This is a genomic window from Nonomuraea sp. NPDC001636, from assembly GCF_040298265.1.
Taxonomy (GTDB): domain Bacteria; phylum Actinomycetota; class Actinomycetes; order Streptosporangiales; family Streptosporangiaceae; genus Nonomuraea.
In genome coordinates this window covers 1-24,075 of sequence record NZ_JBEOZT010000029.1, presented here as the reverse complement: position 1 = coordinate 24,075, position 24,075 = coordinate 1, and the positions used below count along the sequence as shown (strand labels likewise).

At 71.0% G+C, this 24,075-nt stretch carries 23 protein-coding genes; 8 read left to right on the top strand and 15 right to left on the bottom strand.

The window, feature by feature from the left end; translation table 11 throughout:
* Positions 1-6 precede the first annotated feature (6 nt).
* The 5 genes from ABT158_RS39960 to ABT158_RS39940 form a co-directional block, all read right to left on the bottom strand.
* On the bottom strand, positions 7-861 hold the full coding sequence (locus ABT158_RS39960) for an FAD binding domain-containing protein (RefSeq protein WP_352362732.1): 855 nt from the start codon (positions 859-861) through the stop codon (positions 7-9).
* Entirely contained in the window at positions 858-3,203 is a 2,346-nt protein-coding gene (locus tag ABT158_RS39955; RefSeq protein ID WP_352362913.1) for a xanthine dehydrogenase family protein molybdopterin-binding subunit, read from the bottom strand. Before ABT158_RS39955 ends, ABT158_RS39960 begins: the two co-directional genes overlap by 4 nt.
* A 50-nt stretch (positions 3,204-3,253) precedes the next feature.
* The gene (locus ABT158_RS39950) at positions 3,254-3,736 is read right to left on the bottom strand and encodes a (2Fe-2S)-binding protein (protein ID WP_352362730.1); all 483 of its coding nucleotides are present in this window, start codon (positions 3,734-3,736) and stop codon (positions 3,254-3,256) included.
* 72 nt (positions 3,737-3,808) lie between these two features.
* Complete coding sequence (locus ABT158_RS39945; RefSeq protein WP_352362728.1) at positions 3,809-4,012, bottom strand: hypothetical protein; 204 nt, start codon at positions 4,010-4,012, stop codon at positions 3,809-3,811.
* Positions 4,002-5,735 (bottom strand): PspC domain-containing protein, encoded by a 1,734-nt coding sequence (locus tag ABT158_RS39940; RefSeq protein ID WP_352362726.1) that lies wholly within the window; start codon positions 5,733-5,735, stop codon positions 4,002-4,004. Before ABT158_RS39940 ends, ABT158_RS39945 begins: the two co-directional genes overlap by 11 nt.
* 114 nt (positions 5,736-5,849) lie before the next feature.
* Between ABT158_RS39940 and ABT158_RS39935 the strand changes: the two genes are divergently transcribed.
* The 3 genes from ABT158_RS39935 to ABT158_RS39925 all read left to right on the top strand — a co-directional run bounded on the left by ABT158_RS39935 (position 5,850) and on the right by ABT158_RS39925 (position 8,754).
* Positions 5,850-7,058, top strand: a complete 1,209-nt coding sequence (locus ABT158_RS39935; RefSeq protein ID WP_352362724.1) for an ATP-binding protein — start codon at positions 5,850-5,852, stop codon at positions 7,056-7,058.
* Positions 7,055-7,687, top strand: coding sequence for a response regulator (locus ABT158_RS39930; RefSeq protein ID WP_352323887.1), 633 nt, complete (start codon positions 7,055-7,057; stop codon positions 7,685-7,687). The genes ABT158_RS39935 and ABT158_RS39930 overlap by 4 nt, the downstream gene beginning before the upstream one ends.
* Before the next feature lie 176 nt (positions 7,688-7,863).
* Positions 7,864-8,754, top strand: a complete 891-nt coding sequence (locus ABT158_RS39925) for a L,D-transpeptidase (protein WP_352362722.1) — start codon at positions 7,864-7,866, stop codon at positions 8,752-8,754.
* Positions 8,755-8,894: 140 nt separating this feature from the next.
* Here the strand turns inward: ABT158_RS39925 and pcrA are convergent, their stop codons facing one another.
* Complete coding sequence (gene pcrA / locus ABT158_RS39920) at positions 8,895-11,147, bottom strand: DNA helicase PcrA (RefSeq protein WP_502911607.1); 2,253 nt, start codon at positions 11,145-11,147, stop codon at positions 8,895-8,897.
* Positions 11,148-11,242: 95 nt separating this feature from the next.
* Here pcrA and ABT158_RS39915 point away from each other — a divergent pair, with 95 nt between their 5' ends.
* The gene (locus ABT158_RS39915; protein WP_352362720.1) at positions 11,243-11,962 is read left to right on the top strand and encodes a PIG-L deacetylase family protein; all 720 of its coding nucleotides are present in this window, start codon (positions 11,243-11,245) and stop codon (positions 11,960-11,962) included.
* Positions 11,963-11,983: 21 nt separating this feature from the next.
* Here ABT158_RS39915 and ABT158_RS39910 read toward each other — a convergent pair whose 3' ends face one another.
* From ABT158_RS39910 to ABT158_RS39885, 6 genes are all read right to left on the bottom strand, one after another.
* Complete coding sequence (locus tag ABT158_RS39910) at positions 11,984-12,412, bottom strand: PIN domain-containing protein (protein ID WP_352362719.1); 429 nt, start codon at positions 12,410-12,412, stop codon at positions 11,984-11,986.
* Complete coding sequence (locus ABT158_RS39905) at positions 12,394-12,618, bottom strand: type II toxin-antitoxin system VapB family antitoxin (RefSeq protein WP_352362717.1); 225 nt, start codon at positions 12,616-12,618, stop codon at positions 12,394-12,396. The genes ABT158_RS39910 and ABT158_RS39905 overlap by 19 nt, the downstream gene beginning before the upstream one ends.
* Positions 12,619-12,801: 183 nt before the next feature.
* Positions 12,802-13,515 carry a CPBP family glutamic-type intramembrane protease gene (locus ABT158_RS39900; protein WP_352362715.1) on the bottom strand — a complete coding sequence of 238 codons (714 nt, stop codon included), beginning with the start codon at positions 13,513-13,515 and terminating at the stop codon, positions 12,802-12,804.
* 66 nt (positions 13,516-13,581) lie between these two features.
* Positions 13,582-13,839, bottom strand: a complete 258-nt coding sequence (locus ABT158_RS39895; RefSeq protein ID WP_352362713.1) for a WhiB family transcriptional regulator — start codon at positions 13,837-13,839, stop codon at positions 13,582-13,584.
* 66 nt (positions 13,840-13,905) lie between these two features.
* Positions 13,906-14,553, bottom strand: a complete 648-nt coding sequence (locus tag ABT158_RS39890) for a neutral zinc metallopeptidase (protein WP_352362711.1) — start codon at positions 14,551-14,553, stop codon at positions 13,906-13,908.
* Positions 14,550-15,950 carry a glutamate-cysteine ligase family protein gene (locus ABT158_RS39885; protein ID WP_352362709.1) on the bottom strand — a complete coding sequence of 467 codons (1,401 nt, stop codon included), beginning with the start codon at positions 15,948-15,950 and terminating at the stop codon, positions 14,550-14,552. The genes ABT158_RS39890 and ABT158_RS39885 overlap by 4 nt, the downstream gene beginning before the upstream one ends.
* Before the next feature lie 192 nt (positions 15,951-16,142).
* On the opposite strand from ABT158_RS39885, the gene galE reads away from it, so the two are divergent.
* Positions 16,143-17,120, top strand: coding sequence for a UDP-glucose 4-epimerase GalE (gene galE, locus ABT158_RS39880; protein WP_352362707.1), 978 nt, complete (start codon positions 16,143-16,145; stop codon positions 17,118-17,120).
* 75 nt (positions 17,121-17,195) lie between these two features.
* On the opposite strand, the gene ABT158_RS39875 is transcribed toward galE, so the two are convergent.
* Genes ABT158_RS39875 through ABT158_RS39865 form a run of 3 tightly spaced genes read right to left on the bottom strand, consistent with a single transcriptional unit; the run spans position 17,196 to position 19,731 of the window.
* Positions 17,196-18,080, bottom strand: coding sequence for a hypothetical protein (locus ABT158_RS39875; protein WP_352362705.1), 885 nt, complete (start codon positions 18,078-18,080; stop codon positions 17,196-17,198).
* 48 nt (positions 18,081-18,128) lie between these two features.
* Positions 18,129-18,896, bottom strand: coding sequence for a hypothetical protein (locus tag ABT158_RS39870; RefSeq protein WP_352362703.1), 768 nt, complete (start codon positions 18,894-18,896; stop codon positions 18,129-18,131).
* A 19-nt stretch (positions 18,897-18,915) separates the two neighbouring features.
* On the bottom strand, positions 18,916-19,731 hold the full coding sequence (locus ABT158_RS39865; protein WP_352362701.1) for a hypothetical protein: 816 nt from the start codon (positions 19,729-19,731) through the stop codon (positions 18,916-18,918).
* A 353-nt stretch (positions 19,732-20,084) separates the two neighbouring features.
* Here ABT158_RS39865 and sucC point away from each other — a divergent pair, with 353 nt between their 5' ends.
* From sucC to ABT158_RS39850, 3 genes are all read left to right on the top strand, one after another.
* A complete protein-coding gene (gene sucC, locus ABT158_RS39860; RefSeq protein ID WP_352323902.1) occupies positions 20,085-21,266 on the top strand; it encodes an ADP-forming succinate--CoA ligase subunit beta in 1,182 nt (393 codons plus the stop codon).
* Positions 21,267-21,269: 3 nt separating this feature from the next.
* Positions 21,270-22,145, top strand: coding sequence for a succinate--CoA ligase subunit alpha (gene sucD, locus ABT158_RS39855; RefSeq protein WP_125644468.1), 876 nt, complete (start codon positions 21,270-21,272; stop codon positions 22,143-22,145).
* A gap of 201 nt (positions 22,146-22,346) precedes the next feature.
* Entirely contained in the window at positions 22,347-23,984 is a 1,638-nt protein-coding gene (locus ABT158_RS39850; protein ID WP_352362699.1) for a cell division protein PerM, read from the top strand.
* The last annotated feature ends 91 nt before the right edge of the window (positions 23,985-24,075 follow it).

The following is a 24,075-nucleotide window of genomic DNA, read 5'->3' as shown; positions in this document are numbered from 1 at the left end:
CCTCACTCAGGGGGTCCCGGCGGCCGTGCGCACTGCCCGATGGGTCAGCACCCGGGCCAGGTGACGGCGGTAGTCGGGCTGGGCGTGCAGGTCGGCGGGGGGCGAGGTGCCCTCCGCCGCCTCCTCGCACGCCTGCCGCACCCGGTCGCCGAGCTCGACGCCGCGCAACGCGTTCTCGGTCGCGCGGGCGCGCACCGGGGTCGGGCCCATGTTCGTCAGCGCGACCCTGGCCTCGGCGATCGAGCCGTTGGCCCGCCTGACCGCGGCCGCCACGCCGACGATCGCCCACGACTGCGCGGTCCGGTGGAACTTCTCGTAGTGGAAGCCCCAGCCCTCGCCCAGCTTCGGCAGCTTCACGCCGACCAGGATCTCCCCGGCGCGCAGCGACGTCTCCAGGTAGTCGACGAAGAACTCGGCGGCCGGGATCTCCCGCTCGCCCCCCGCCGACGCGGCCACGATCACGCCGTCCAGCGCCAGCACCACGGCCGGCAGGTCACCGGCCGGGTCGGCGTGCGCCAGCGAGCCGCCGAACGTGCCCCGGTGCCTGATCGCGCGGTCGGCCACCCTGGCCGTGGCCAGCGCCACCAGCGGGGCGCCGGCGTTCACCACCGGCGACCGCATGACCTCGTCGTGCGTGGCCAGCGCGCCGATGAAGACGTGGTCGCCCCGGTCGTGCACGCCGTTCAGGCCGGGCAGCCGCCCGAGGTCCACCAGCTTGGACGGATACGCCAGCCGCAACCGCAACAACGGCAGCAACGACTGCCCACCGGCCAGCGCCTTGGCGTCCTCGTCGGCGGCGAGCTCCGCGCAGGCCGCCGAGAGCGAGTCGGGACGCACGTAGTCGAACGGTGCGGGGATCATCGCCGCGCTCCTTCCAGCGCTCGCCAGACACGCTCGGGCGTGCACGGCATCCGGATGTCGCCGACGCCGTAGGGCCGCAGCGCGTCCACGATCGCGTTCACCACCGCCGGGGTGGAGGCGATCGTGCCCGCCTCGCCGACGCCCTTGACGCCCAGCGGGTTGCCGGTCGCGGGGGTCTCGGTGCGGTCCGTGGTGAACGACGGCAGGTCCGCCGCCGACGGCAGCAGGTAGTCGGCCATGGTCGTGGTCAGCAGGTTGCCCTCGGAGTCGTAGACGGCCTCCTCGAACAGCGCCTGCGCCACGCCCTGCGCGATGCCGCCGTGCACCTGGCCCTCGACGATCAGCGGGTTGACCACCTTGCCGACGTCGTCCACGGCCACGTACGAGCGGATCCTGGTCATGCCCGTCTCGGTGTCCACCTCCATCGCGCACAGGTGCGTGCCGTGCGGGAAGGAGTAGTTGTCCGGGTCGAAGGTGGCCTCGGAGTCCAGCCGCGCCTCCACGCCGTCGGGCAGGTCGTGCGCCTGGAACGCGGCGTAGGCCAGCTCCTGGATCGTGCGGCCCGACCCGGTGCCGCGCACCTTGAACACGCCGCCGTCGAACTCCAGGTCGTCGGGCGAGCACTCCAGCATGTGGGCGGCCAGCCTCCTGGCCTTCTCCCTGACCTTCTCGCACGCCTGGAGCACGGCGATGCCGCCCACGACCAGCGAGCGCGAGCCGTAGGTGTCCATGCCCTTGTGCGCGACGGCCGTGTCGCCGTGCAGCACCCGCACGTCCTCGAACGGCACGCCCAGCGCGTCGGCCACGATCTGGCTCCACGCCGTCACGTGCCCCTGGCCGTGCGGGGACGTGCCGGTGATGACCTCGACCTTGCCGGTCGGCAGCATGCGCACCGAGCCGTGCTCCCAGCCGCCCGCCCCGAACCTGGCCGCCCCGAGCAGCCTCGACGGCGCCAGCCCGCACATCTCCGTGTACGTGCTGACCCCGATCCCGAGCTGCACCGGATCGCCCCGGTCCCGCCGGTCGGCCTGCTCGGCCCGCAGCTTGTCGTAGCCGAACAGCGACAGCGCCCGCTCCGTGGCCGCCTCGTAGTTGCCCGAGTCGTAGGTCAGCCCCGAGATCGTCGTGTACGGGAACTCCTCGTGCCTGATCCAGTTGCGCCGGCGCACCTCCAGCGGGTCCAGGCCCAGCTCGGCGGCGAGCTCGTCCATCGTCCGCTCGATGCCGAACGTCGCCTCAGGACGGCCCGCGCCCCGGTAGGCGTCCGTGGGCATCTTGGTGGTGAACACGCCCCGGCAGCCGAACTCGTAGGCGTCCATCTTGTAGATCGCGTTGAACATGGACGCCCCGAGCAGCGGCACCCCCGGCGTCACGAGCATCAGGTACGCGCCCATGTCGGCCAGCAGGTCGACCTGGAGGCCCCGGATGCGCCCGTCGGCGTCGGCCGCGAGCCGGATGTGCTGGAGCTGGTCGCGGCCGTGGTGCACGGTCAGGTTGCCTTCGGAGCGGGACTCCGTCCACTTGACCGGGCGGCCCAGCCGGCGCGCCATCAGCAGGCAGAGCACCTCCTCGGCGGTGACCTGCAACTTCGAGCCGAACCCGCCGCCCACGTCGGGGGCGATCACCCGCAGGTCGTGTTCGGGGATGCCGGTCACCACCGCGAGCATGACGCGCAGGATGTGCGGGATCTGGGTGGAGGTCCACATCGTGAACGAGTCGCCGTCGGTGTCCACCAGCACCGCCCGCGGCTCCATCGCCGTCGGGATGAGCCGCTGCTGCACGTACGTCCGGTCCACGACGACGGCGGCGCCCTCGAACGCCGCGTCGATGTCACCCGAGGTGATCTTCATGGAGAACGCCTGGTTGCCCGCCTCGTGCACCTTCGGGCTGTCCGGCGACAGCGCCTCGGTCATGTCGAGCACCGCGGGCAGCGGCTCGTAGTCGACCTCGATGGCCTCCAGCGCGTCGGCCGCCCGGTACCGGTCGGTCGCGACCACGCAGGCCACGGCCTCGCCGACGTACCGGACCTCGGAGGTGGCCATCGGCGGGTGGTCGGGGATGACGACGTCGTCGGTCACCGGCCACGCGCACGGCAGGCTGCCCTGCTCGGCGGCGAAGTCCTGGCCGCTGAACGCGGCCACCACGCCGGGCAGGCCGCGGGCCGCCGACACGTCCACGCGGGTGATCCGGGCGTGGGCCATCGGGCTGCGCAGGAACATCACGTGCAGCGTGCCGGGCCTGGAGAGGTTGTCCGTCCAGCGCGTACGCCCCGTCAGCAGCCTGGCGTCCTCCTTGCGCCGGCGCGGCCGGCCCACCTCGTGCACGCCGGCCGGCTCGTTGATCTGGCCGCTGCCGGCGATCTGCCCGGCGACGGCCTCGGGGCTCAGCTCGCTCACTGCGTCCTCACCGCCTGCCCCATCTCCTGCGCGCCGCGCTTCACCGCGCGCACGATGTTGCAGTAGCCGGTGCAGCGGCACAGGTTGCCCTCCAGGCCGTGCCTGATCGACTCCTCCGACGGCTCCGGGTCCTCACGGACCAGGTCGATCGCGGCCATGACCATGCCGGGGGTGCAGTAGCCGCACTGCAACGCGTGCTCTTCGTGGAAGGCCCGCTGCATCGGGTGCATCGACCCGTTCGCGCCCAGGCCCTCGACGGTGACGACGTCGCCGCCGTCGGCCTGCACGGCGAGCACGGAGCAGCTCTTCACGCTCTTGCCGTCGAGCAGCACCGTGCAGGCGCCGCAGTTGCTGGTGTCGCAGCCGACCGGGGTGCCGGTCCGGCCGAGCCGCTCACGTAGTAGATGGACGAGGAGGAGCCGCGGCTCGACGTCCTCCTCGTACTTGATCCCGTCGACGGTGACGGTGATTCGGGGCATACGTCCTCCCTCAGGAGCAGGGGGAAAGGCGGACACACCCGAAACTACGCCGGTGTTTTTCCCGGTCAAGGGTTACTTGCCGCGGACCACCCGAGCGATGATCGCCACCACCCCCGCGAAGGCCAGCCCCACCACGGTCAGCCCCACCAGGACCAGCGCGTCCGTGAGCACGCGGGTCACCACCAGGATGCCGAGCACCACGAACAACGTGCCGCTCAGCAGGGCCATCCAGTCGGTCCGGTGCAGGCGCCGGACCCGCTCGACGTCACGCGCCACGCCGCACCTCCATGTCGCCGAGGCCGCCCCGCAGGTTCAGCACGATCGTGAACTCCTCGTCCCCGGACCTGACCTCGGGCTCCAGCACCTTGTCGAACTTGACGTCCACGCCGCCCCTGATCGACTGGTCGACCTTGATGTCGCCGACCTTGTTCATCGCGTGCACCTCGACCCTGGCCGTCGGCGGCACGATCACCGTCAGCTCGCCCACGGAGACCCGGGCGTCGAACGTCAGGCTCGTCCCCGGCAGCGCCTTCAGCTCCGTCAGGTCCAGCCGGCCGTCGCCGACGCCGACGTCGTAGACCTTGCCCGCCTCCGACGGCTTGGTCAGGTACCAGGTGGAGTCGCCGAAGTTGCGCGGCAGGCCGCCCAGCATCAGCCCCACGCCGATCAGCAGCGCGACCGTGGTGCCCGCCGCGACGAGACCGGCGCCGCGGCCCCACCAGGCGGCGATGAGCAGCCCGGCGCCGATGGTGATGAGCACGGCGCCGCCGACGATGGTCGGGCTCACGCCCGCGGCCGACCTGGCCTGGACCGCCACGACGATCCCTCCCACTATGATCGCGAGCAAGATGGTGATGACGCCGATGAACGACTTGGGGCGTCGGGCCCGGGGTGCCGGGGCGGGGGCCGGGCGGCCGTACAGTGCGGGGTCGTAGGGCGACTGGCCGGGCCGCCTGGCCGGGTCGAGCGGGCGGTAGGGACCCTTCGGGGCGAAGGGCTCGCCGTAGCCGCTGTAGTCGATCGCGGTCCTGGGCTGGGGGCGGTAGGCGGGCGGCTCCTGCCGCGACGCCGCCTGGGCCTCAGCTTGCGGCCGCGGCTGCGGCTGCGGGGCCTCGACCTGCGTCTTCGGGGCCTCAGGGGCCTCAGGGGCCTCTGTGCCGGGCGTCCGCTCCTGGCGGGTCGCGTCGCGGGGGAGCTGGTGCTCCGCCGTCACGGCGCCGGCGGACTCCATCGCCTGTGCGGCCTCGATCTTCGACATCTCGGCCCGGCCGGCCTCCGCCTGTCCCGCCTCAGGGGTCTCGGGCCGGTCCGTACGGGGCGTCTCGGCCTGCCGGCCGGCCGACATCGCCCGCAGCCGCGCGGCCACGGCCTCGGCGTGCGCGGCGGCCGTCAGCCTGGGGGCCGGGGCCGGGGCCGGGGCCGGGGACTCGGGGTGGGCCGCCACGGTGTCGCCGAGGCCGGACCAGCCGGGTTCGGCGGGACGCACCCGAGGTGCGGACGCGGGCGGCGCGTAGGGCGGCGCGGACGGCTCCGCGTCGGGGGAGCGCCGGCGACCGAGCCGCTCGGGCATCGAGCGGGCCAGCCCCAGCAGGTCGACGCCTCTGGAGTGGGCCGCGAGCAGCGAGACGGCCAGCAGCACGCCGACCACCAGCGTGCCGGTGTCGAGCCAGACGGTCGCGAGGTTGAGCGCGAGGCCGAACCCGAGCACCGCCGTGAGCAGCGCCATCACGGCCTCGGCGTCGAGGTCGCGGCGGGTCCACTGCTCGATGATCCCCGGCCCGCCGTTGGGCTCCTTCATCAGCAGGTAGGCCGCGATGTACAGGAAGATCCCGATGCCCGAACCGAGCAGGAGCACGGCGAACGCCACGCGGAACACCACGGGGTCGATGCCGGTGTGCCGCCCGAGACCGGCGCAGACACCCATGAGGAAGCGCCCCTCGCTGCTGCGTCGCAGCTCCCGGGGCGGGGCGGCGGGTTGCCTGGGCGGAGCTTCTGTCATGGAACCATCGTGGACCGTCGGGCGGGGTGGCCGCATCCGGGAGACCCCTGACTCGACCCTGGGGGTTGTTCCCTGATGCCCGAAGTGCCCGCGACATGTGACGATGGCGATGTTATGGCAGACCAGAAGACACTTGCCGAGCCCACCGGCGATCGACCCTATCGCCGGATGCTCCGCCCCATGGAGGGCCGCCTGCTCGGCGGCGTGGCCCAGGGGCTGGCGGCGCAGCTCTCCCTCGATCCCGTCGTGATCAGGCTGATGTTCGTGCTGCTCAGCGTCGTGGACGGGGTCGGCATGGTGGCGTACGCCGTGCTGTGGATGATCACTCCGCGGGAGCCGTACGAGGGGCCGCCGCCGCAGCGCGACTGGAGCCAGCTGGCCGCGTTCAGCGCGATCGGCGTGGCGCTGGCCGCGTTCGGCTGGCTGACCGGGGCCTCGAAGGGCGGGATCGGCATGTTGCCGTTCGCCGTCGGCGGCATCGGCGCGCTCATCCTGTGGCAGCAGGCCGACCCGGAACGCCGCAAGAACTGGGTCAGCGGCGCCACCAAGAGCATCCGGACCAACCGGGTGCGCACGCTGCTCGGCGTGACGCTGGTCGTCATCGGCGCGGCCGGCTTCCTGTACGCCCAGGGCGAGCTGGCCCAGGCCAGGCCCGGTCTGCTGTTCACCGTCGTCGTGGTCGGCGGCATCGCGGTCATCGCCGCGCCCTGGCTGGCCGGCCTGTGGAAGGAGCTGCAGCTCGAACGGCGCGAGCGCATCCGGCAGGAGGAACGCGCCGAGGTGGCCGCCATGGTGCACGACTCGGTGCTGCACACCCTCACCCTCATCCAGCGCGTCTCCCACGACCCCCGCGAGGTCACCCGGCTGGCCCGCTCCCAGGAGCGCGAGCTGCGCAACTGGCTCTACCAGCCCGCCCAGGACGCCGACGCCACCGTGGCCGCCGCCGTCCGCCGGATCGCGGCCGAGGAGGAGGACTCGCACGGCGTGCCCATCGAGGTCGTCTGCGTCGGCGACATCGACCTCGACCCGCAGGGCAAGCTGGCGGCGATGCTCGCGGCGTCCAGGCAGGCGATGGTCAACGCGGCGAAATATTCTGAGAGCCCGGCCATCTCCGTCTACGCGGAGGTGGAGGGCTTGGAGGTGACCATCTTCGTGAAGGACCGCGGCAAGGGCTTCGACCTTGAGTCGGTGCCCCTCGACAGAATGGGCATCAGGGAGTCCATCATCGGGAGAATGGAACGTCACGGCGGCACGGCCAGGGTCCGCACCGAGCCCGGCGAGGGCACGGAAGTGATGCTGACGATGAAGGTGGACAAGCAATGACACGCGTGTTGATCGTCGACGACCACCGGCTGTTCAGATCCGGCGTACGCGCGGAGCTGGGCGACTCGATCGAGGTCGTGGGCGAGGCGGAGGACGTCGAGACGGCGGTCAAGGCCATCGCCGAGCACCAGCCCGACGTGGTCCTGCTCGACGTGCACATGCCCGGCGGCGGCGGCCAGGAGGTGCTGCGCCGCGTCCTCAGCACCGGCTCGCAGGTGCGCTTCCTCGCGCTGTCGGTCTCCGACGCCGCCGAGGACGTCATCGGCGTCATCAGGGGCGGCGCGCGCGGCTACGTCACCAAGAACATCAGCGGCAAGGAGCTCACCGACGCCATCCGCCGGGTGGCCGATGGCGACGCGGTCTTCTCGCCGCGGCTGGCCGGGTTCGTCCTCGACGCCTTCGCCTCCTCCGAGGCGCCCTCGATCGATCCCGAGCTCGACTCGCTGACCCAGCGCGAGCGCGAGGTGCTGCGGCTGATCGCCCGCGGCTACGCGTACAAGGAGATCGCCAAGGAGCTGTTCATCTCGGTCAAGACCGTGGAGACGCACGTGTCGTCCGTGCTGCGCAAGCTCCAGCTCTCCAACCGGCACGAGCTGTCCCGCTGGGCCACCGCGCGCCGCCTCGTCTGACCTTGCCCTCTGGACCGTTACAAGGTCGTTACGGCGATCGGTAGACGAATCAGGCGTCTCAGTAGTCACACATGGAAGGAGAAGCACATAATCCAGGAGTAACCCCCTTGAATCGCGTCCCCCGGTTGCTTGCCATGGTCGCACTGGTCTCGGCTGCGGCCTGTTCGGCAGAAGGCGTGCCAGCCTCGCAGGCCCCGGCGGTCCGGACGACCGCCTCCGTGGGCGTCGCCGCGGCTGCCCACGTCGCGGCTCCGGCCAAGAAGGTCAAGCTCGACATCGCCGACATCACGCCCATGGCGGAGACGGCGGAGAAAGTCGGTGTCGGTTTCCCGATCATCGTCACGTTCGACCGGGATGTGAAGGACAAGGCCGCCGTGGAGGCGCTGCTGGAGGTCCAGGCCGACAAACCGGTCGAGGGCGCCTGGCGCTGGGTGTCGGCCCGCAAGGTCATCTACCGGACGAAGACGTACTGGAAGCCGCACCAGAAGGTGCTGTTCACCGCGCGCCTCAGCCAGCTGCCCGGCAACAAGGCCGAGGACGTCACCCGCCGCTTCGCCGTCGGCACCGCGAACATCTCGGTCGTCGACACCCGCAGGCACCAGATGAAGGTCTACCGGGACGGCAGGATCGCCAAGAAGATCGCGATCAGCGCCGGCCGCGGCGGGCTCATGCGCAACGGCGTGGACGTCTACCTCACCACCAGCGGCGTGCACCTCACCATGGGCAAGAAGTCCGTCGAGACGATGACGTCGTCCTGGATGGGGGTGACCGACCCCAAGGACCCGCGCTACTACAAGGAGGAGATCCCTTGGGCGGTGCGCATCTCCGACAGCGGCGAGTACGTGCACCAGAGCGCCGGCTACTACCAGTACCTCGGCCGCTCCAACCAGAGCCACGGCTGCGTGCGGGCCACCCCGCAGGGCGCCAAGTGGTTCTACGGCATCGCCCAGCGCGGTGACGTCGTCAAGATCACCGGCACCAAGCGCAAGCTCGACTGGCGCAACGGCTGGAGCTACTGGCAGCTCAACTGGACCCAGTGGAAGCAGGGCAGCGCCCTCAAGCCCTGACCCGGAAGCAGAGCGGCAGGGCCGCCTCCAGGCGCCCTGCCCTCACCGCCGCAAACCAGATGCGCCACCCCCCTGATCCGCCCCGCGCCGTCGGGCGCCCGGCCTCCGTCGAGAGGTGGGCGCCCGTTGACCCTCAGGGGTCAGAGCTTCTCCAGGGGGGCGTACGCCAGCAGCAGCGTCTTCTCCCCGTCGGCGCCGAAGTCGATCTTGACCTTGGTCTTCTCCGCCACCCCGTCCACGGCCACCACCGTGCCGAGCCCCCACTTGTCGTGCGTCACCCGATCGCCGGGCGTCAGCGACAACATCTGCCGCGACCCGCCGCTCCTGGGCGCCGGCCGCGCAGCCGGCTCCCGCCGCGTCGCCGCGCTCCACGCCGACTTCTCGGGGTCGGTACGCCAGTCGATGAGCTGCCCCGGCACCTCGTTGACGAACCGCGAGGCCGGGTTGAACGACGGCGACCCCCACGAGCTGCGCACCGCCGCCCGCGTGAGGTAGAGCCGCTTCTGCGCCCGGGTGATGCCGACGTAGGCCAGCCGCCGCTCCTCCTCCAGCTCCTTCGGCTCGCCCAGCGACCGGACGTGCGGGAACACGCCGTCCTCCATCGCGGTCAGGAACACGACCGGGAACTCCAGCCCCTTGGCCGTGTGCAGCGTCATCAGCGTGACGACGCCCTGCCCGCCGTCGGCGTCGGGGATCTGGTCGGCGTCGGCGACCAGCGACACCTGCTCCAGGAACTCCACCAGCGTGCCTTCCGGGTTGGCCTCCTCGAACTCCGAGGCCACCGAGACGAGCTCGTTGAGGTTCTCCAGGCGGGACTCGTCCTGGGGGTCTTCCGAGGCCTCCAGCTCGGCGCGGTAGCCGGTGGCCACCAGGATCTCCTCGGCCAGCGTCGACGGCGGCACGCCCTCGGCCTTGGCGATCAGCTCCTCCAGCATCGCCACGAACTCGCGCACCGCGTTGAGCGAGCGCGTCGCCATGCCGTACGCCTCGTCGGCCCGGCGCAGCGCGTCCCAGAACGAGATGCGCTCGCGCGAGGACAGCGCCTCGATCATGGCCTCGGCCCGCTCGCCGATGCCGCGCTTGGGCACGTTGAGGATGCGCCGCATCGACACGACGTCGGCCGGGTTGGCCAGCACCCGCAGGTAGGCCAGCAGGTCTTTGACCTCCTTGCGCTCGTAGAAGCGCACGCCCCCGACCACCTTGTACGGCAGCCCGGTGCGGATGAAGATCTCCTCGAACACGCGCGAGGCGGCGTTGGTGCGGTAGAACACCGCGACCTCGCTCGGCTTGACGCCCTCCTCGTCGCTGAGCCGGTCGACCTCCTGGGCCACGAACATGGCCTCGTCGTGCTCGTTGTCGGCGACGTAGCCCACGATCTTGGGACCGTCGCCCTGGTCGGACCAGAGGTTCTTCGGCTTGCGGCCCTCGTTGCGCGCGATCACCGCGTTGGCCGCGGCCAGGATGTTCTGGGTGGAGCGGTAGTTCTGCTCCAGCAGGATCGTGCGGGCGTCGGGGTAGTCGCGCTCGAACTCCAGGATGTTGCGGATCGTGGCGCCGCGGAAGGCGTAGATCGACTGGTCGGCGTCGCCCACCACGCACAGCTCGGACATGTCGGCGCCCGAACGCACGACGTCGCCGTCGGCGGTGCGCAGCTCGGGATGGCCCACCAGCTCGCGGATCAGGATGTACTGGGCGTGGTTGGTGTCCTGGTACTCGTCGACCAGCACGTGCCTGAAGCGCATCCGGTAGTGCTCGGCCACCTCGGGGAAGAGCTGGAACAACGTCACCGTGTTCATGATGATGTCGTCGAAGTCCATCGCGCCGGCCTCGGTCAGCTTGAGCTGATAGGCCTTGTACGCCTGCGCGAGCGTCTTCTCCAGGTGCGAGCCCGTCCGATCGAGCGCGGTCTCGTAGTCGACCAGCTCGTTCTTGAAGTTGCTGACCTGCGCCGAGAACGAACGCGGCGGGTAGCGCTTCGGGTCGAGCTCCATCTCCCTGCAGACCATCGCCATCAGCCGCTGGGAGTCGGCCTGGTCGTAGATCGAGAAGCTGGACGGGAAGCCCAGCCGCTTGGCCTCGCGCCGCAGGATGCGCATGCAGGCGCTGTGGAACGTCATCACCCACATCGCCTTGGAACGCGGCCCGACGAGCTTGTCGATGCGCTCCTTCATCTCCCGGGCGGCCTTGTTGGTGAAGGTGATGGCCAGGATCTCGCCCGGATGCGCGTTGCGCTCGGCCAGCAGGTAGGCGATGCGGTGGGTGAGCACCCGCGTCTTCCCCGACCCCGCCCCCGCCACGATGAGCAGGGGGCTGCCATGATGGATCACGGCCTCGCGCTGCTGGGGGTTGAGGCCGTCGAGCAAGGGGTGGTCAACAGAGACTTGGGTCGGCACCCACCTAGGTTAAGACGCGCCACCGACAAACGGCGCCCGGAATGCCTCCGACGGGGTGCCGGTTGTCCTCCGTACAGGGTCCAGGAAGGGAAGCCATGCTGCCGGAAGCCGAGATCAACCGGGTACTTGTCGTGACCGCGCATCCCGACGACGTCGACTTCGCGGCGGCGGGAAGCGTGGCGCTGTTCGTGGAGCGGGGCGTGGAGGTCACGTACCTGCTCGTCACCGACGGTGACGCCGGCGGCAACGAGCGCACCCTGGACAACTCCGGCATGGCCGAGCTCCGCAGGACCGAGCAGCTGGCCGCGGCCAAGGCCGTCGGCGTGACGGACGTGCGCTTCCTCGGCTACTCCGACGGCCGGGTGGTGCCCTCGCTCGACCTCCGGCGCGACATCGCCCGGGTGATCCGCCAGGTACGCCCCGACCTGGTCATCACCCACCACCCCGACCGCAACTACCAGTTCGTCGCCCCCAGCCACCCCGACCACCGGGCCGTGGGCGGGGCCGCGCTCGACGCGGTCTACCCCGACGCCCGCAACCCCTACGCCTTCCCCGAGCTGCTGCGCGAGGAGGGCCTGGAGGCGTGGACGGTCAGGGAGGTCTGGCTGAACGGCGGCCCCACCCCCAACCACTGGGTGGACGTCACCGCGGTCATGGACCGCAAGCTCGCGGCCTTGCAGTCGCACGTCAGCCAGGTCGCCCACGTCGAGGGCTTCGTCGACTTCGTCCGTGGCCGCTTCGCCGCCTGGGCCGAGCAGGCCGGCTTCGGCGAGGGCCACTACGCGGAGGGCTTCCAGGTCGTGCCCACGGCCTGACCCGGTTGTTCCGCTCCCGGCTCAGGGGATCGAGCCCGGCGGCACCACCCAGAGCGCGGGCTGCCCGGTGACCTCGGAGATGAGGTCGAAGTCCCGGTCGTAGTGCAGGATCGTCGCCTGATGCACCTCGGCACAGGCGGCGATCAGCAGGTTGCCCGGCCCGATGCCACGGTGGCGGGAGATCCCGACCAGTTGCCGCTGCACCGCGATGGCCCGCGACTGCACCTCCTGGTTCAGCGGCAGGCTGACGCACTGGCGCTGCGCACGCAGGATGCGCTGGTGATGGGCGAGGTCACGGGCGCCGTGGAGCACCTCCAGATCGATGACGGCGCAGGTCGCGACGACCCGCGCCGCATAGAGCGGGTGAAGGGCCCTGGCGACCACGTCGCTCGTCCGGATGCGGGTGAGGGCGCTCTTGTCGAGCAGGTACGTCAGTCCTGTGGTCGCCACACATGCTGCCGGATCTCCGGGTCCGGAAGATCCGGGCTCCCCTCCGTACGCCAGAACTCGAATGCCTCGACTGCGCCGGCCCATTCCCGGCCCCGGTCGACGACCGCCTGCAACGCGGCGCGCACCGTCTCCTTCACGGTCGGCGAGCCCAGCCTGGCCTGCGCGGTCTCCAGCAGCTCCGTGTCGATGTCGATCACCGTACGCATGCAGCACCACCTCCGTACCTCCACCGCATATCAGGGCTTCTGATCTTGATGTACGCATTCAGGGAGCCACGAGAGCTCCCGCGATGCCCGTCTGGGGTGAAGGTAAAGGCATCGAGGCGAACTTCCTGGACCGTTCCAAGGACAGAGGAAGAATTCTCATCTTCCGAGGTGGAAATCTCATCCTCAGCCGGAGGAAGTCTTCCTCCGGCCGTCGCGCCCGGCCTTCACCGAGATCCTCGCGAAAAGGTAACCGAGCGAGTTGGTCGCCAGGTGCAGCATCGACGGCGCCAGCAGCCCGCCGCGCCGCCGGAGCTCGCAGAAGAGCACCCCCGCCGCCGCGGTGGACACCACGCTGCCCGCCACCACCCGCGCGACGTCGAGACGGGCGGGCGACTCGCCCGCGGTCAGCGCGCCGAGCGCCGGGTTGGCGCGGGCCATGTCGATCGCCGGGAGGATGTGCCAGAGCCCGAACAGGGCCGAGGAGAGCGCCGTGGCGGCGGCCGGGCCGTGCCGGCGGGCCAGCATGCCGTGCAGCGCGCCGCGGAACCCGACCTCCTCCAGCAGGACCGTGCCCAGGGGGACCTGGAGCAGGGCCTCCTCCAGGGCGCGGGCGCGCGAGAGCGACAGGGCGCGCTCGTCGTGGAAGAGCGGCCTGGTGCGGGGCACGGCGATGCCCACGGTGTAGACGGCGGCCACGGCCGTCGCCAGCGCGCCGCCGACGGCCGCTCCACGGGACGCCTTCTCGAACCCCAGCTCACGCCACGACACCCCGTGCCCGCGTGCCATGGCCACGAGCGCGGCGGTGGCGGCGGCGGACGTCAGGGGGGCGAGCCTGGGAGCGATCTTGTTGTTGAGGACGTTGGCGGCGGTGAGGACGGCGATCGAGCGCAACAGCACCCTTGCAGGCTACGTCGCACCGCGGAACGTCGGCGTCCGGTGGGGGCGGGGTGGTCGGTGGGTGGGTCAGGAGGCGGCGGAGTTGCGCCAGCCGGCGGGGAAGCGGGTGCGGCGGCGTTCCTGGGGGGTGAGGCCGCCCCAGATGCCTTCCGTCTCGCCCTCGCGTAAGGCGTAGGAGCGGCACTCGTCGATGACCGGGCAGCGGGCGCAGACCGCCTTCGCGCGGGACTCCTGCAACGGTGAGGGCGCGAGCGGGAAGAAGAGGTCAGGGTCGCTGGACCTGCACGCGCCTCTGCGCAGCCAGCCGATCTCCTCCAGTGGCATGCCTCCACCGTAGAGGCAGGTCATGATCAGACACATCATCCTCTGGGTTGACCCGCGCGTACACCCTCAGCAGGCGCGCACGCCGTCCTCGTAGCCGCCGGCGAAGGAGGCCTGGCGTTGCTCGGCGGTGCCGTGGGCGGCGGGGTTCAGCCAGTCGTCCGTGGGGTCGCCGGCGGCCTCCAGGCTGGTCATGAGCTCGTCCTCGTCACCGGGCTGGGCGCGCAGGGAGCCTGAGCCGACCAGGGCCGCCAGCGTCCCGCCGGCGTAGCAGTCGGCCTGCAGCTCGGCCTGGACGTTCAGCTCGAAACCGGTCCTGAGCTGGGCCTGGACGGCGTGCCCGAACTCGTGGGGGATGATCACGTACACCGAGCCGTCGCCCATGTCGTTCCACAGCGACTCCATCCAGGCCTGGTCGTAGGCGATGAAATGGCCCTCGGGGCAGTAGAAGGCGTTGTTCGGCACGGACGGCTCGCCGCCGCAGGAAGGCCCCGAACTCCCGGAGTAAGGGATGAAGTCGGCGATAGGCCGATAAGTCATCCCCTGCTGGTCGAAGAACTCCGTCCAGAACGACTCGGTGAGCGTGCGCGCGGCCCGGATGTCGTCCTCGAACGTGTCGGCCCCCTGGACGTCCCTGGACGCGGGCCGGGTGAGGCCGCAGCCGGCCAGCAGCAGGACGAGGGCCAGGACGAGGAGGCGGGGTCGCACGAGGTTCACACGTCCCAAGTGTGCACCGGATCGTTGCCGTGCATGCGGTCGATGTAGTCCAACGTCATGGCGCGTAACGCCTCGTGGCGGTCGCCGCCCTGCGCGCGCACCCGTTCGACCTGCCAGGTCGCGCCCGTGCGGCCGGTCAGGCAGCGTCCCTCGATGATGCCGAGCAGCCGGTCGGCGACCGGCGTGTGCACCCCCCACGCGGCCAGGCCCTCGCGTGCCATGGGCAGCAGCCGGCGCAGGATCAGCTCGGCCGCCGGCACCTCGCCCAGCCCCGGCCAGTACAGCCGGGCGTCCAGACCGTGCCGGGCCGCGGCGGCGAGGTTGTCCTCGGCGGTGCGGAAGGACATCTGGCTCCAGATCGGCCGCTCGGCCGACGGGAGCACGCGCATCAGGCCGTAGTAGAACGCGGCGTTCGCGGCGATGTCGGCCACCGTGGGCCCGGCGGGCAGGACGCGGTTCTCCACGCGCAGGTGCGGCACGCCGTCCACGACCGCGTAGACGGGCCGGTTCCAGCGGTAGATGGTGCCGTTGTGCAGGGTCAGCTCGTGCAGCTGGGGGATGCGCCCCTGGTCCAGCTCGGCCCGCGGGTCCTCCTCCTCGCACAGCGGCAGCAGCGCCGGGTAGTAGCTGACGTTCTCCTCGAACAGGTCGAAGACGCTGGTGATCCAGCGTTCCCCGAACCACACCCGCGGCCGCACGCCCTGCGTCTTCAGCTCGGCCGGACGCGTGTCGGTGGCCTGCTCGAACAGCGCGATCCTGGTCTCGCGGTGCAGCTCCTTGCCGAACAGGTAGGGGGAGTTGGCCGCGACGGCGACCTGGGGGCCCGCGATGATCGGGGCGGCGTTCCAGTGCGGCGCGAACGCCTCCGGGCTGACCTGGAGGTGGAGCTGGACGCTGGTGCACGCGGCCTCGGGCGCGACGCTGTCGGCGTGGGTGTCGAGGCGTTCCACGCCCTCGATGCACAGGTGCAGGTCCTCGCCGCGGGCGGCGAAGATCTGCTCGTTGAGCAGGCGGTAGCGGGGGTTGGCCGACAGGGTGCCCTCGCTGATGTCCTGCTCGCGCAGCGTGGGCAGGATGCCGACCAGCACCAGGTGCCCGTCCTGGGAGCGGGCGCGCTCCTCGGCGTGGTTGAGCCGCCTTCGTACGTCCGCCTCCAGGTGGAGCGGGCCGTCGCCGGTCAGCTCCCGGGGCTCGACGTTGATCTCGATGTTGAACTGGCCCAGCTCGGTGGCCCAGTCCGGCTGCTCGATCGCGGCCAGCACCTGGGCGTTGCGCATGGCGGCCTCGCCACGGGCGTCCACGATGTTGAGCTCGATCTCCAGGCCGGCCTGGGGGCGGTCGAACTCGAAGCGGGACTCGCGCAACATCTGGGCGAAGACGTCGAGACATCGACGCACCTTTTCCCGATATTTCCGGCGATCGTCCCGGCTGAACACGACGACTGGCACGTCCCTGCCCATACCAGGAAATGTCGCACGGCTGGGCCGACATGACCAGCCGGAGATCGACACGATGTCCCCGCGGGCCGGACCACGCGAAGATCATCCAGACCGCGCGCGACCCCCGTGACATCCCCGTAGGGTTCGGGCATGCGCGTATTGATTACCGGTGGGGCGGGCTATATCGGCAGCACGATCGGGTCGGCGTGCCTCGACGCCGGCATCGAGCCCGTGATCCTCGACAGCCTCGTGACGGGCCGCAGGGAGTTCGCCGACGGACGGGTCTTCTACGAGGGCGACATCGGCGACGGCGCCCTCGTCGACAAGATCTTCGCCGAGCACCCCGACATCGAGGCCGTCGTCCACTGCGCGGCCCTGATCGTCGTGCCCGACTCCGTCGCGGACCCGGTCGGCTACTACCGCGCGAACGTCGCCAAGAGCCTGGAGTTCGCCGACCACCTGCTGCGCAACGGCTGCGAACGGATGATCTTCAGCTCGTCCGCGTCGATCTACCAGGCCGGCGCGGACCACACCGTGGACGAGAGCTCGCCGCTCGCCCCGCAGAGCCCGTACGCCCGGACCAAGGCGGTCTGCGAGGCCATGTTCGCCGACATCGCCGCCACCCGGCCGATCCGCATCCTGTCGTTGCGCTACTTCAACCCGATCGGCGCCGACCCGGCGATGCGCACGGGCCTGCAACTGCGCCGTCCCAGCCACGCCCTGGGCAAGATGATCGAGGCGTACGAGGACGGCGTGCCGTTCGCGATCACCGGCACCGGCTACCCGACGAGCGACGGCACGGGCATCCGCGACTACGTCCACGTCTGGGACCTGGCCGCCGCGCACGTGGCGGCGCTGCGCCGGTTCGACTCCCTGGACGCCGACGTGATCAACCTCGGCACCGGCGCGGGCACGACGGTCCGCGAGCTGGCCGAGGCGTTCAACCGGGTCGTCGACCGGCCGATCGACGTGGTCGAGGCGCCCGCCCGGCCCGGTGACGTGGCGGGGGCGTACACGCGCAGCGACCGGGCGCGGCGGCTGCTCGGCTGGGAGACCAGGTTCACCGTCGAGGAGGGCATCAGGCACTCCCTGGAGTGGGCCGCCCTGCGCGACTCCCGCCTCGCCTGACCCGCGCCCGGTCGGGCGCGGGCCGGGCACCGCGCCTGTCCCGCCGAGCGGCGACGGGACGGGCACGGGCGGGTGCTACTTGGCGACGCTCACGCCGAACGGCAGGTCGAGGGAGGAGATGTCGTCCTTGCCGTTCTCGAACTCGCTGGAGACGTCCTCAGCCGTCGGAGCCTTGATCGACACGGCGCCGCCCCAGCCGGTGAAGCGGGTGTCGACCCGCACGCCGTCCTTCTTGGAACCGGAGCCGGTGATCGCGGTCTGCGGGAACGTGGCCACCAGGCGCACCGGCAGGCCGGCCGCGTCAAGGGTGAGCTTCCAGCTGATGACGCTCTTCAGCGCCTTGGCCGTGGGCCGCGGGTCGATCGCGGTCGCCCGGTACCAGGGCGAGACCTTCCGCAGGTCGCGGACGGTGATCGTGCCGGCGTAGCCGCCGCTCACAGGCTTGGCGGTCTTGAGCAGGGTCTTGAGCGTGGCCTGCTCGGCGACGTTCACCGGCTGGCCGAACGTGCCGGTGATGCCGCCCGTCGGGCCGTGCGGGGCCTTGAACCAGGTCTCGCCCTCGGGCAGGACCGTGGTCCACATGCCGCCGGACAGGTACGACGTCGTGCCGATCCGGATCGTGCGCTCGGGCGTGGCGAGGGCCTTGAGCTCCTCCGAGGGCTCGTCGCCCAGGTCGGACATGTTGAGGGCGAACTTGCCCGTGATGTCCGAGGCGGCGACACCCGACCTGCTGAACTGGAAGGTTCCCGTGCGCCGGATGAAGACCTCGCTGCGCGTGCCGTCGGTGACGCTGATGCGCTCGCTGAACTTCACCCCCTTGCCGGGGACGAGCTGCTTCTTCACGGCGGTCACGGGGTTCTTGGGCGCGGCCGCCTGGGCCGGCGCCGCGAGCAGCGCGGGGGTGGCGGCCACCAGGGCGGCGGCCGTCGCCAGCGCGACGCCGGTGAGGGTTCGCTTCATGTGCGGTTGTGTCCTTGTTTCGAGGGGGATTGTCGACAGCTCGGCGGCTCAGTCGAACAGGCCGAGCGAGCTGGTGGAACCGTCGGGGATGGCCTGGCGGAGTTTCTCGGCTCTCGCCCGCTTCTCGGCCATCAGCTCCTTGTAGGTGATGACCTCGTCCACCGGAGGGGCCTTGACGCTGACCTTCGCGCCCCAGCCCGAGAGCCGGGTCTCGACGACGCTCCGCGAGCCCGGGGTGAGGCTCTGGCCGGTGACGACGCGGTCGGGCAACGCCTGGGCGTTCAGGCCCAGCTGGTAGCGGAACCCTTCGTGCGCGCCGGCCCCGCGCGCCTGCGCGAGGGTCAGCGCGCCCTGGCGGAGGCCGTCCTTGAGGCCGGCATGCGAGACCAGGGCCTTGACCGTCCTGGGCGCCAGCACGTCGACCGGCTGGGCCGAGGTGATCACCTTGCCCTTGAGGTGCTCCATGAGCACCCACGTCCTGCCCAGGGGCAGGTCGTCGGCCAGGTCGGCCGCCTGCACGTAGACCTTGCCGCCGACGCTGATCCAGCGTTGCCGGCTGTCGTCGTCGCCGATCGTCCTGAACACGACGTCGGCCGCGACGGGCCCGGACGCGCCGAACTCCACGGAGCCGGCCATGCGGGTGACCTCGCCGTCGCGCGGGCGCTTCGACTCGGTCCGCGCGGTCTCGGAGATCGTCACCCCGTGGCCGGGGACGAACTGCCGCTTCAGTGCGGTGACCGGGTCCACGGCCGCCTGTGCGGGGACGGCCGGGATGAGTGCCGCGGCCGTCACCGCGGCCGCGAGCAATCGCTTCATGAGTGTCCTTAGGAGGGGGCTACCTGATGCTGCCCAGGGAGTTGAGGGAGCCGTCCGGGATGTCCTGCGGAACGGCGCTGTCGTCGCCGAGGTCGGCGATGTCGGCCACCTGGTCGGCCGGCGGGGCCTTGACCTTGACCTTGGCGCCCCAGCCGGTGAAGCGGGTCTCGGTCGTGCTGTGGCTGGCGCCGAGGATGCCGAAGTCGAGGGTCCAGTCGCTGACGACCCTGGTGACCAGGCCCTTGGAGTTCACGGCGAGCAGGTACGAGACCTTGACCTTGGCGACCTTCTTGTCGACGCTCTGGCCGTAGATCTTGCCGAGTTCCTTCACCGTGACCGAGCCGCGGTAGATCCCGCCCTTGGTGCTCGCGGCGTGGGAGAGGAGGATCTTCAGCACCTTGGGCTCGAAGACGTCCAGCATCTGGTTGGAGGTGCTCATCCGCGGGCCGGTGTTGGGGTAGCGGACCCACTTCTTGCCCTCGGGCAGGCCCTCGCTGTAAAGGCCGCCCTGCGCATATGCGTGCTTGCCCACGGTGATGGTCCGCGACGGCATCAGCGACGCGTACAGGTCGGCGTTCTTGCCGGTGCTGCGATTGCGTACGTCCGAGGCGACGATTCCGGACCTGCCGAACTCCAGAACGCCGGACGTCTTCATCGTTCCGGTGCTCTTGCCGTCCATCGAGGAGCGGGACGTCTCGGTGAACCGTACGCCGTGTCCGGCGACGTACTGCTTCTTCAGCGCCTTCGCCGGATCCGCGGGCGCGGCCTGGGCCGGGGTCGCGGTCACGAGCGCCGCTGCGGAGGCCAGGGCCAGGCCCGCGATAATTCGCTTCATCCGATTCCTTCAGATCAAGAATGAGGGGAGCAGGAATCCTGCCAATTGAAGATCACGACCATATATCGACAGACACCGCATAAGGCAGCGAATTGGTGCACTTTCGGTGCAGAGAGGGACATGGTGAAGTGAGATCACCGTCACATAGCGGAAGAACCGTGCCCCGATGACCTGTGCAGGTCAAGCTTGGGGCTAGGCTTCACTGGCGGAAACGCCCGGCACGCACCCCTGAGCGTAGGAGCTCGCCGTGAGAGAGCGAGGCACGAAGCCGACACGAGCGGCGAGCGGACGCGACCGTCAGCGCAGTTGCCCGGGCCGTCGAACATCAGTCGGATAAGCAAGGACGGACCCTCGTGGACCTGTTCGAACATCAGGCGAAGGAGCTCTTCGCTGACTACGGCATCCCGGTGCCACGCGGCATCGTCGCCAACACCGTGGAGGAGGTGCGGGCGGCGGCTGAGGAGCTGACCGGCCGCGTTGTCGTCAAGGCCCAGGTCAAGACCGGCGGTCGCGGCAAGGCCGGCGGCGTGAAGGTGGCCGACGACGCCGCCGACGCGGTCGAGAAGGCCACCGCCATCCTCGGCATGGACATCAAGGGCCACACGGTCCACAAGGTGCTCGTGGAGGAGGCCAGCGCGATCGCGGAGGAGTACTACTTCTCCTTCCTGCTCGACCGCGCCAACCGTACCTTCCTCGCGATCTGCTCCGCCGCCGGCGGCATGGACATCGAAGAGGTCGCCCACAGCACGCCCGAGAAGGTCGCCAAGGTGCCGGTCTCGGCCCTCGACGGCATCGACCGCGCCAAGGCCCGCGAGATCGCGGTGGCCGGCGGGCTGCCCGAGAAGTCGCTCGACGGCGCCGCCGAGCTCATCGAGAAGCTGTGGCACTGCTTCGTCGACGAGGACGCCACGCTGGTCGAGGTCAACCCGATGATCCTGTCGGCCGACGGCCAGGTGAAGGCCCTCGACGGCAAGGTCACCCTCGACGAGAACGCCGGCTTCCGCCAGGCCGACCACGAGGCGCTGGCCGACAAGGCCGCCGAGGACCCTCTGGAGGCCAAGGCCAAGGAGAAGGACCTCAACTACGTCAAGCTCGACGGCAACGTCGGCATCATCGGCAACGGCGCGGGCCTGGTCATGTCCACCCTCGACGTGGTGGCCTACGCGGGCGAGGCGTTCCCCGGCAAGCCGTCCCCGGCGAACTTCCTCGACATCGGCGGCGGCGCCTCGGCGGAGGTCATGGCCGCGGGCCTGGAGATCATCCTCTCCGACCCGAGCGTCAAGTCGATCTTCGTGAACGTCTTCGGTGGCATCACCGCCTGCGACGCCGTGGCCAACGGCATCGTCTCGGCGTTCAAGCTGCTGGAGAGCCGCGGCGAGGCCGTGACGCACCCGCTGGTGGTCCGCCTCGACGGCAACAACGCCCAGCTCGGGCGGCAGATCCTGGCCGACGCCGCGCTCCCGCGGGTCGAGCTGGTTGACACGATGGACGACGCGGCCAAGCGGGCCGCCGAGCTCGCTGCGGTAGGTGCGTGAGTCATGGCTATCTGGCTGACCGAGAACAGCAAGATCATTGTTCAGGGCATGACCGGCGGTGAGGGCACCAAGCACACCCGCCGCATGCTCGCCTCCGGCGCGAAGGTCGTCGGCGGCGTCAACGCCCGCAAGGCGGGCATCACGCACGAGGGCCTGCCCGTGTTCGGCACGGTGAAGGAGGCCATGGAGCAGACCGGCGCCGACGTGTCGGTCGTCTTCGTGCCGCCGGCCCACACCAAGGCCGCCGTCAAGGAGGCCGTCGACGCCGAGATCCCGCTCTGCGTCGTGATCACCGAGGGCATCCCGGTCCACGACTCGACCGAGTTCTGGGCGTACGCGGTGGCCAAGGGCAACAAGACCCGCATCATCGGGCCCAACTGCCCCGGCATTGCCTCGCCCGGCGCGTCCAACGCCGGCATCATCCCCGCCGACATCACCACCGCCGGCCGCATCGGCCTGGTCTCGAAGTCCGGCACGCTGACCTACCAGCTCATGTACGAGCTGCGCGACTTCGGTTTCTCGACCGCGGTCGGCATCGGCGGCGACCCGGTCATCGGCACCACGCACATCGACGCGCTCCAGGCCTTCCAGGACGACCCCGACACCGACGCGATCGTGATGATCGGTGAGATCGGCGGCGACGCCGAGGAGCGGGCCGCGGCCTACATCGAGCAGCACGTCACCAAGCCGGTCGTGGCCTACGTCGCGGGCTTCACCGCCCCCGAGGGCAAGACGATGGGCCACGCCGGCGCCATCGTCTCCGGCTCGGCCGGCACCGCCCAGGCCAAGAAGGAGGCTCTGGAGAAGGTCGGCGTCCGCGTCGGCAAGACCCCCTCCGAGACGGCCCGCCTGATGCGCGAGATCATGCAGTCCCGCTAGTCACGCGTGGAAAAGCCCCGCCTGGCCGCCGCCATGCGGGGCTTTTCCATGCCGCGGGGCGTCCCAGGGCCCGCCGGGCGGCGCGTAAAGGGCGGGGAAAGGGGCGCGAGGGGCGTTCGCGGGGGTCTCACAGCGACAAAGTGGACCCACTGCGGCGCGTCAACCAAGCGATGGTTGGGAAAGATTGAGAAAATCGCATCTGTGACGGCCATTCTCGACCAGTTGCGTACCGCCCCCAAGTCGGTGCTCGGCAAGCTCCCCGGGGTCTCGACCGACGACGACGAGACGAGGCGGCCGCTACCCGTGTCGGGCATGCTCGCCGCCGCCTGCACGCTCGGCGTCGGCCTGGCCGTGCTCACCACGCTCACCCTCGTCGGCTGGATCGCCGCGCCGCGCGGCACGCTCGGCGCGGGCCTGCCCGGCGTGTTCCGCGCGGCGGCGCAGCTCTGGCTGGCCGCGCACCACGCGGGGTTCGCGATGCCCGGCGGCCGGGTCGGGCTGCTGCCCCTCGGCCTGATGGTGCTGCCCGCCTTCCTGCTCTACCGGGCCGGCCGGTGGATGGCCCGCGACGCCGACCTGCGGCTGCGCCTGCCCGCCCGGCTGCCCAAGAACAGCCCGCGCGAGCAGGCCAACGCCCGCCGCCGCGCGCAGCTCGTCCTGGTCGGCCAGGCCGGGGTCTCGCTGGCGGCCCCCTACGCGCTGCTGGCCGGGCTGATCGCACTGGTGGCGAGCAACGAGATCACCCAGCCGTTCATCGGCGAGGCGCTGCTCAGCCACTTCGTGCTGGCCTTCCTGGCGGGCTCGCTGGCCACCGCGCGCATGATCGGCCCGTGGCGGATCATGCTCAAGCTGCTGCCCGAGCGGCTGCGGGCGGTCACGGTCGGCACGGCGGTCGCCACCACGGCGCTGCTGGCGTCCGGGCTGGGGCTGGTGCTGGTCGCGGTCGCGCTGAACTTCGGCCAGGTCAGAGACCTGTCGAACGTGCTCGCGCCGGGCTTCGTCGGCGGCGTGCTGCTGTTGCTGCTCCAGCTCCTCTACCTGCTCAACGCCGTGATCTGGGCCTCCTCCTACATCGCCGGCCCCGGCTTCGCCATCGGCGCGGACACGCTGGTCGCCCCGACCGGCGTCGAGCTCGGCACGGTGCCGAGCCTGCCGTTGCTGGGCGCGCTGCCCGAGAGCGGGCCCGTGCCCGCGTGGATGATGGCGGTGATCGCGCTGCCGTTCGCGGCGGGCGCGGTGGCGGGCGTGTTCGTGGCCCGGATCTCGCCCTCGCATTCGTACGAGGCCGCCCCCCTGTGGGGCTTCCTGACCGGCGTCTCCACCGGCCTGGTCGCCGGCCTGCTGGCCGCGCTGTCCGGCGGGCCCATCGGCGGCGGCCGGCTGTCGGCGATCGGCCCGTCCCCCTGGGAGGTGGCCCTGTCGGTGGCCCTGGAGGTGGGCGTGGCGGCCGGCATCTCGGCGGGCGTGGCCAACCTGCTGCTGCTCAACAAGAAGGCCCGCGCGCCGCTCGACATGGCCGCCGCCCCGGTCCGCAAGGCGGGGGCGGCCATCGCCAAGGCGGCCAGCAAGGTGGGCCTGGCCGAGTCCGACCCGCGCCCGCTGCCCGGCCACTGGATGGACGCCACCGAGGCCGACACCCAGGAGATCCCGGTCATCAGGGACGACTGGCAGGACGAGCACGCCTCCGCCGAGGCCGAGACCCTGGCCCAGGCCCGCCCACGCGCGGCCGAGCCCTCGGACGGCCCGGCCCGCCCGCCGCGCAGGGACATCGTGGACGAGTCCGACGACCGCGGCGGTCACGTCATCTACGTCGACCCCTACGCCTGGGACCGCGACTAGGCCGTGTTTCATAAGGCTTTGAGCCACTGGTTGATCGCGGCGATGATGACGACGGCTTCGTAGCGTACGGCGAGCTTGTCGTAGCGGGTTG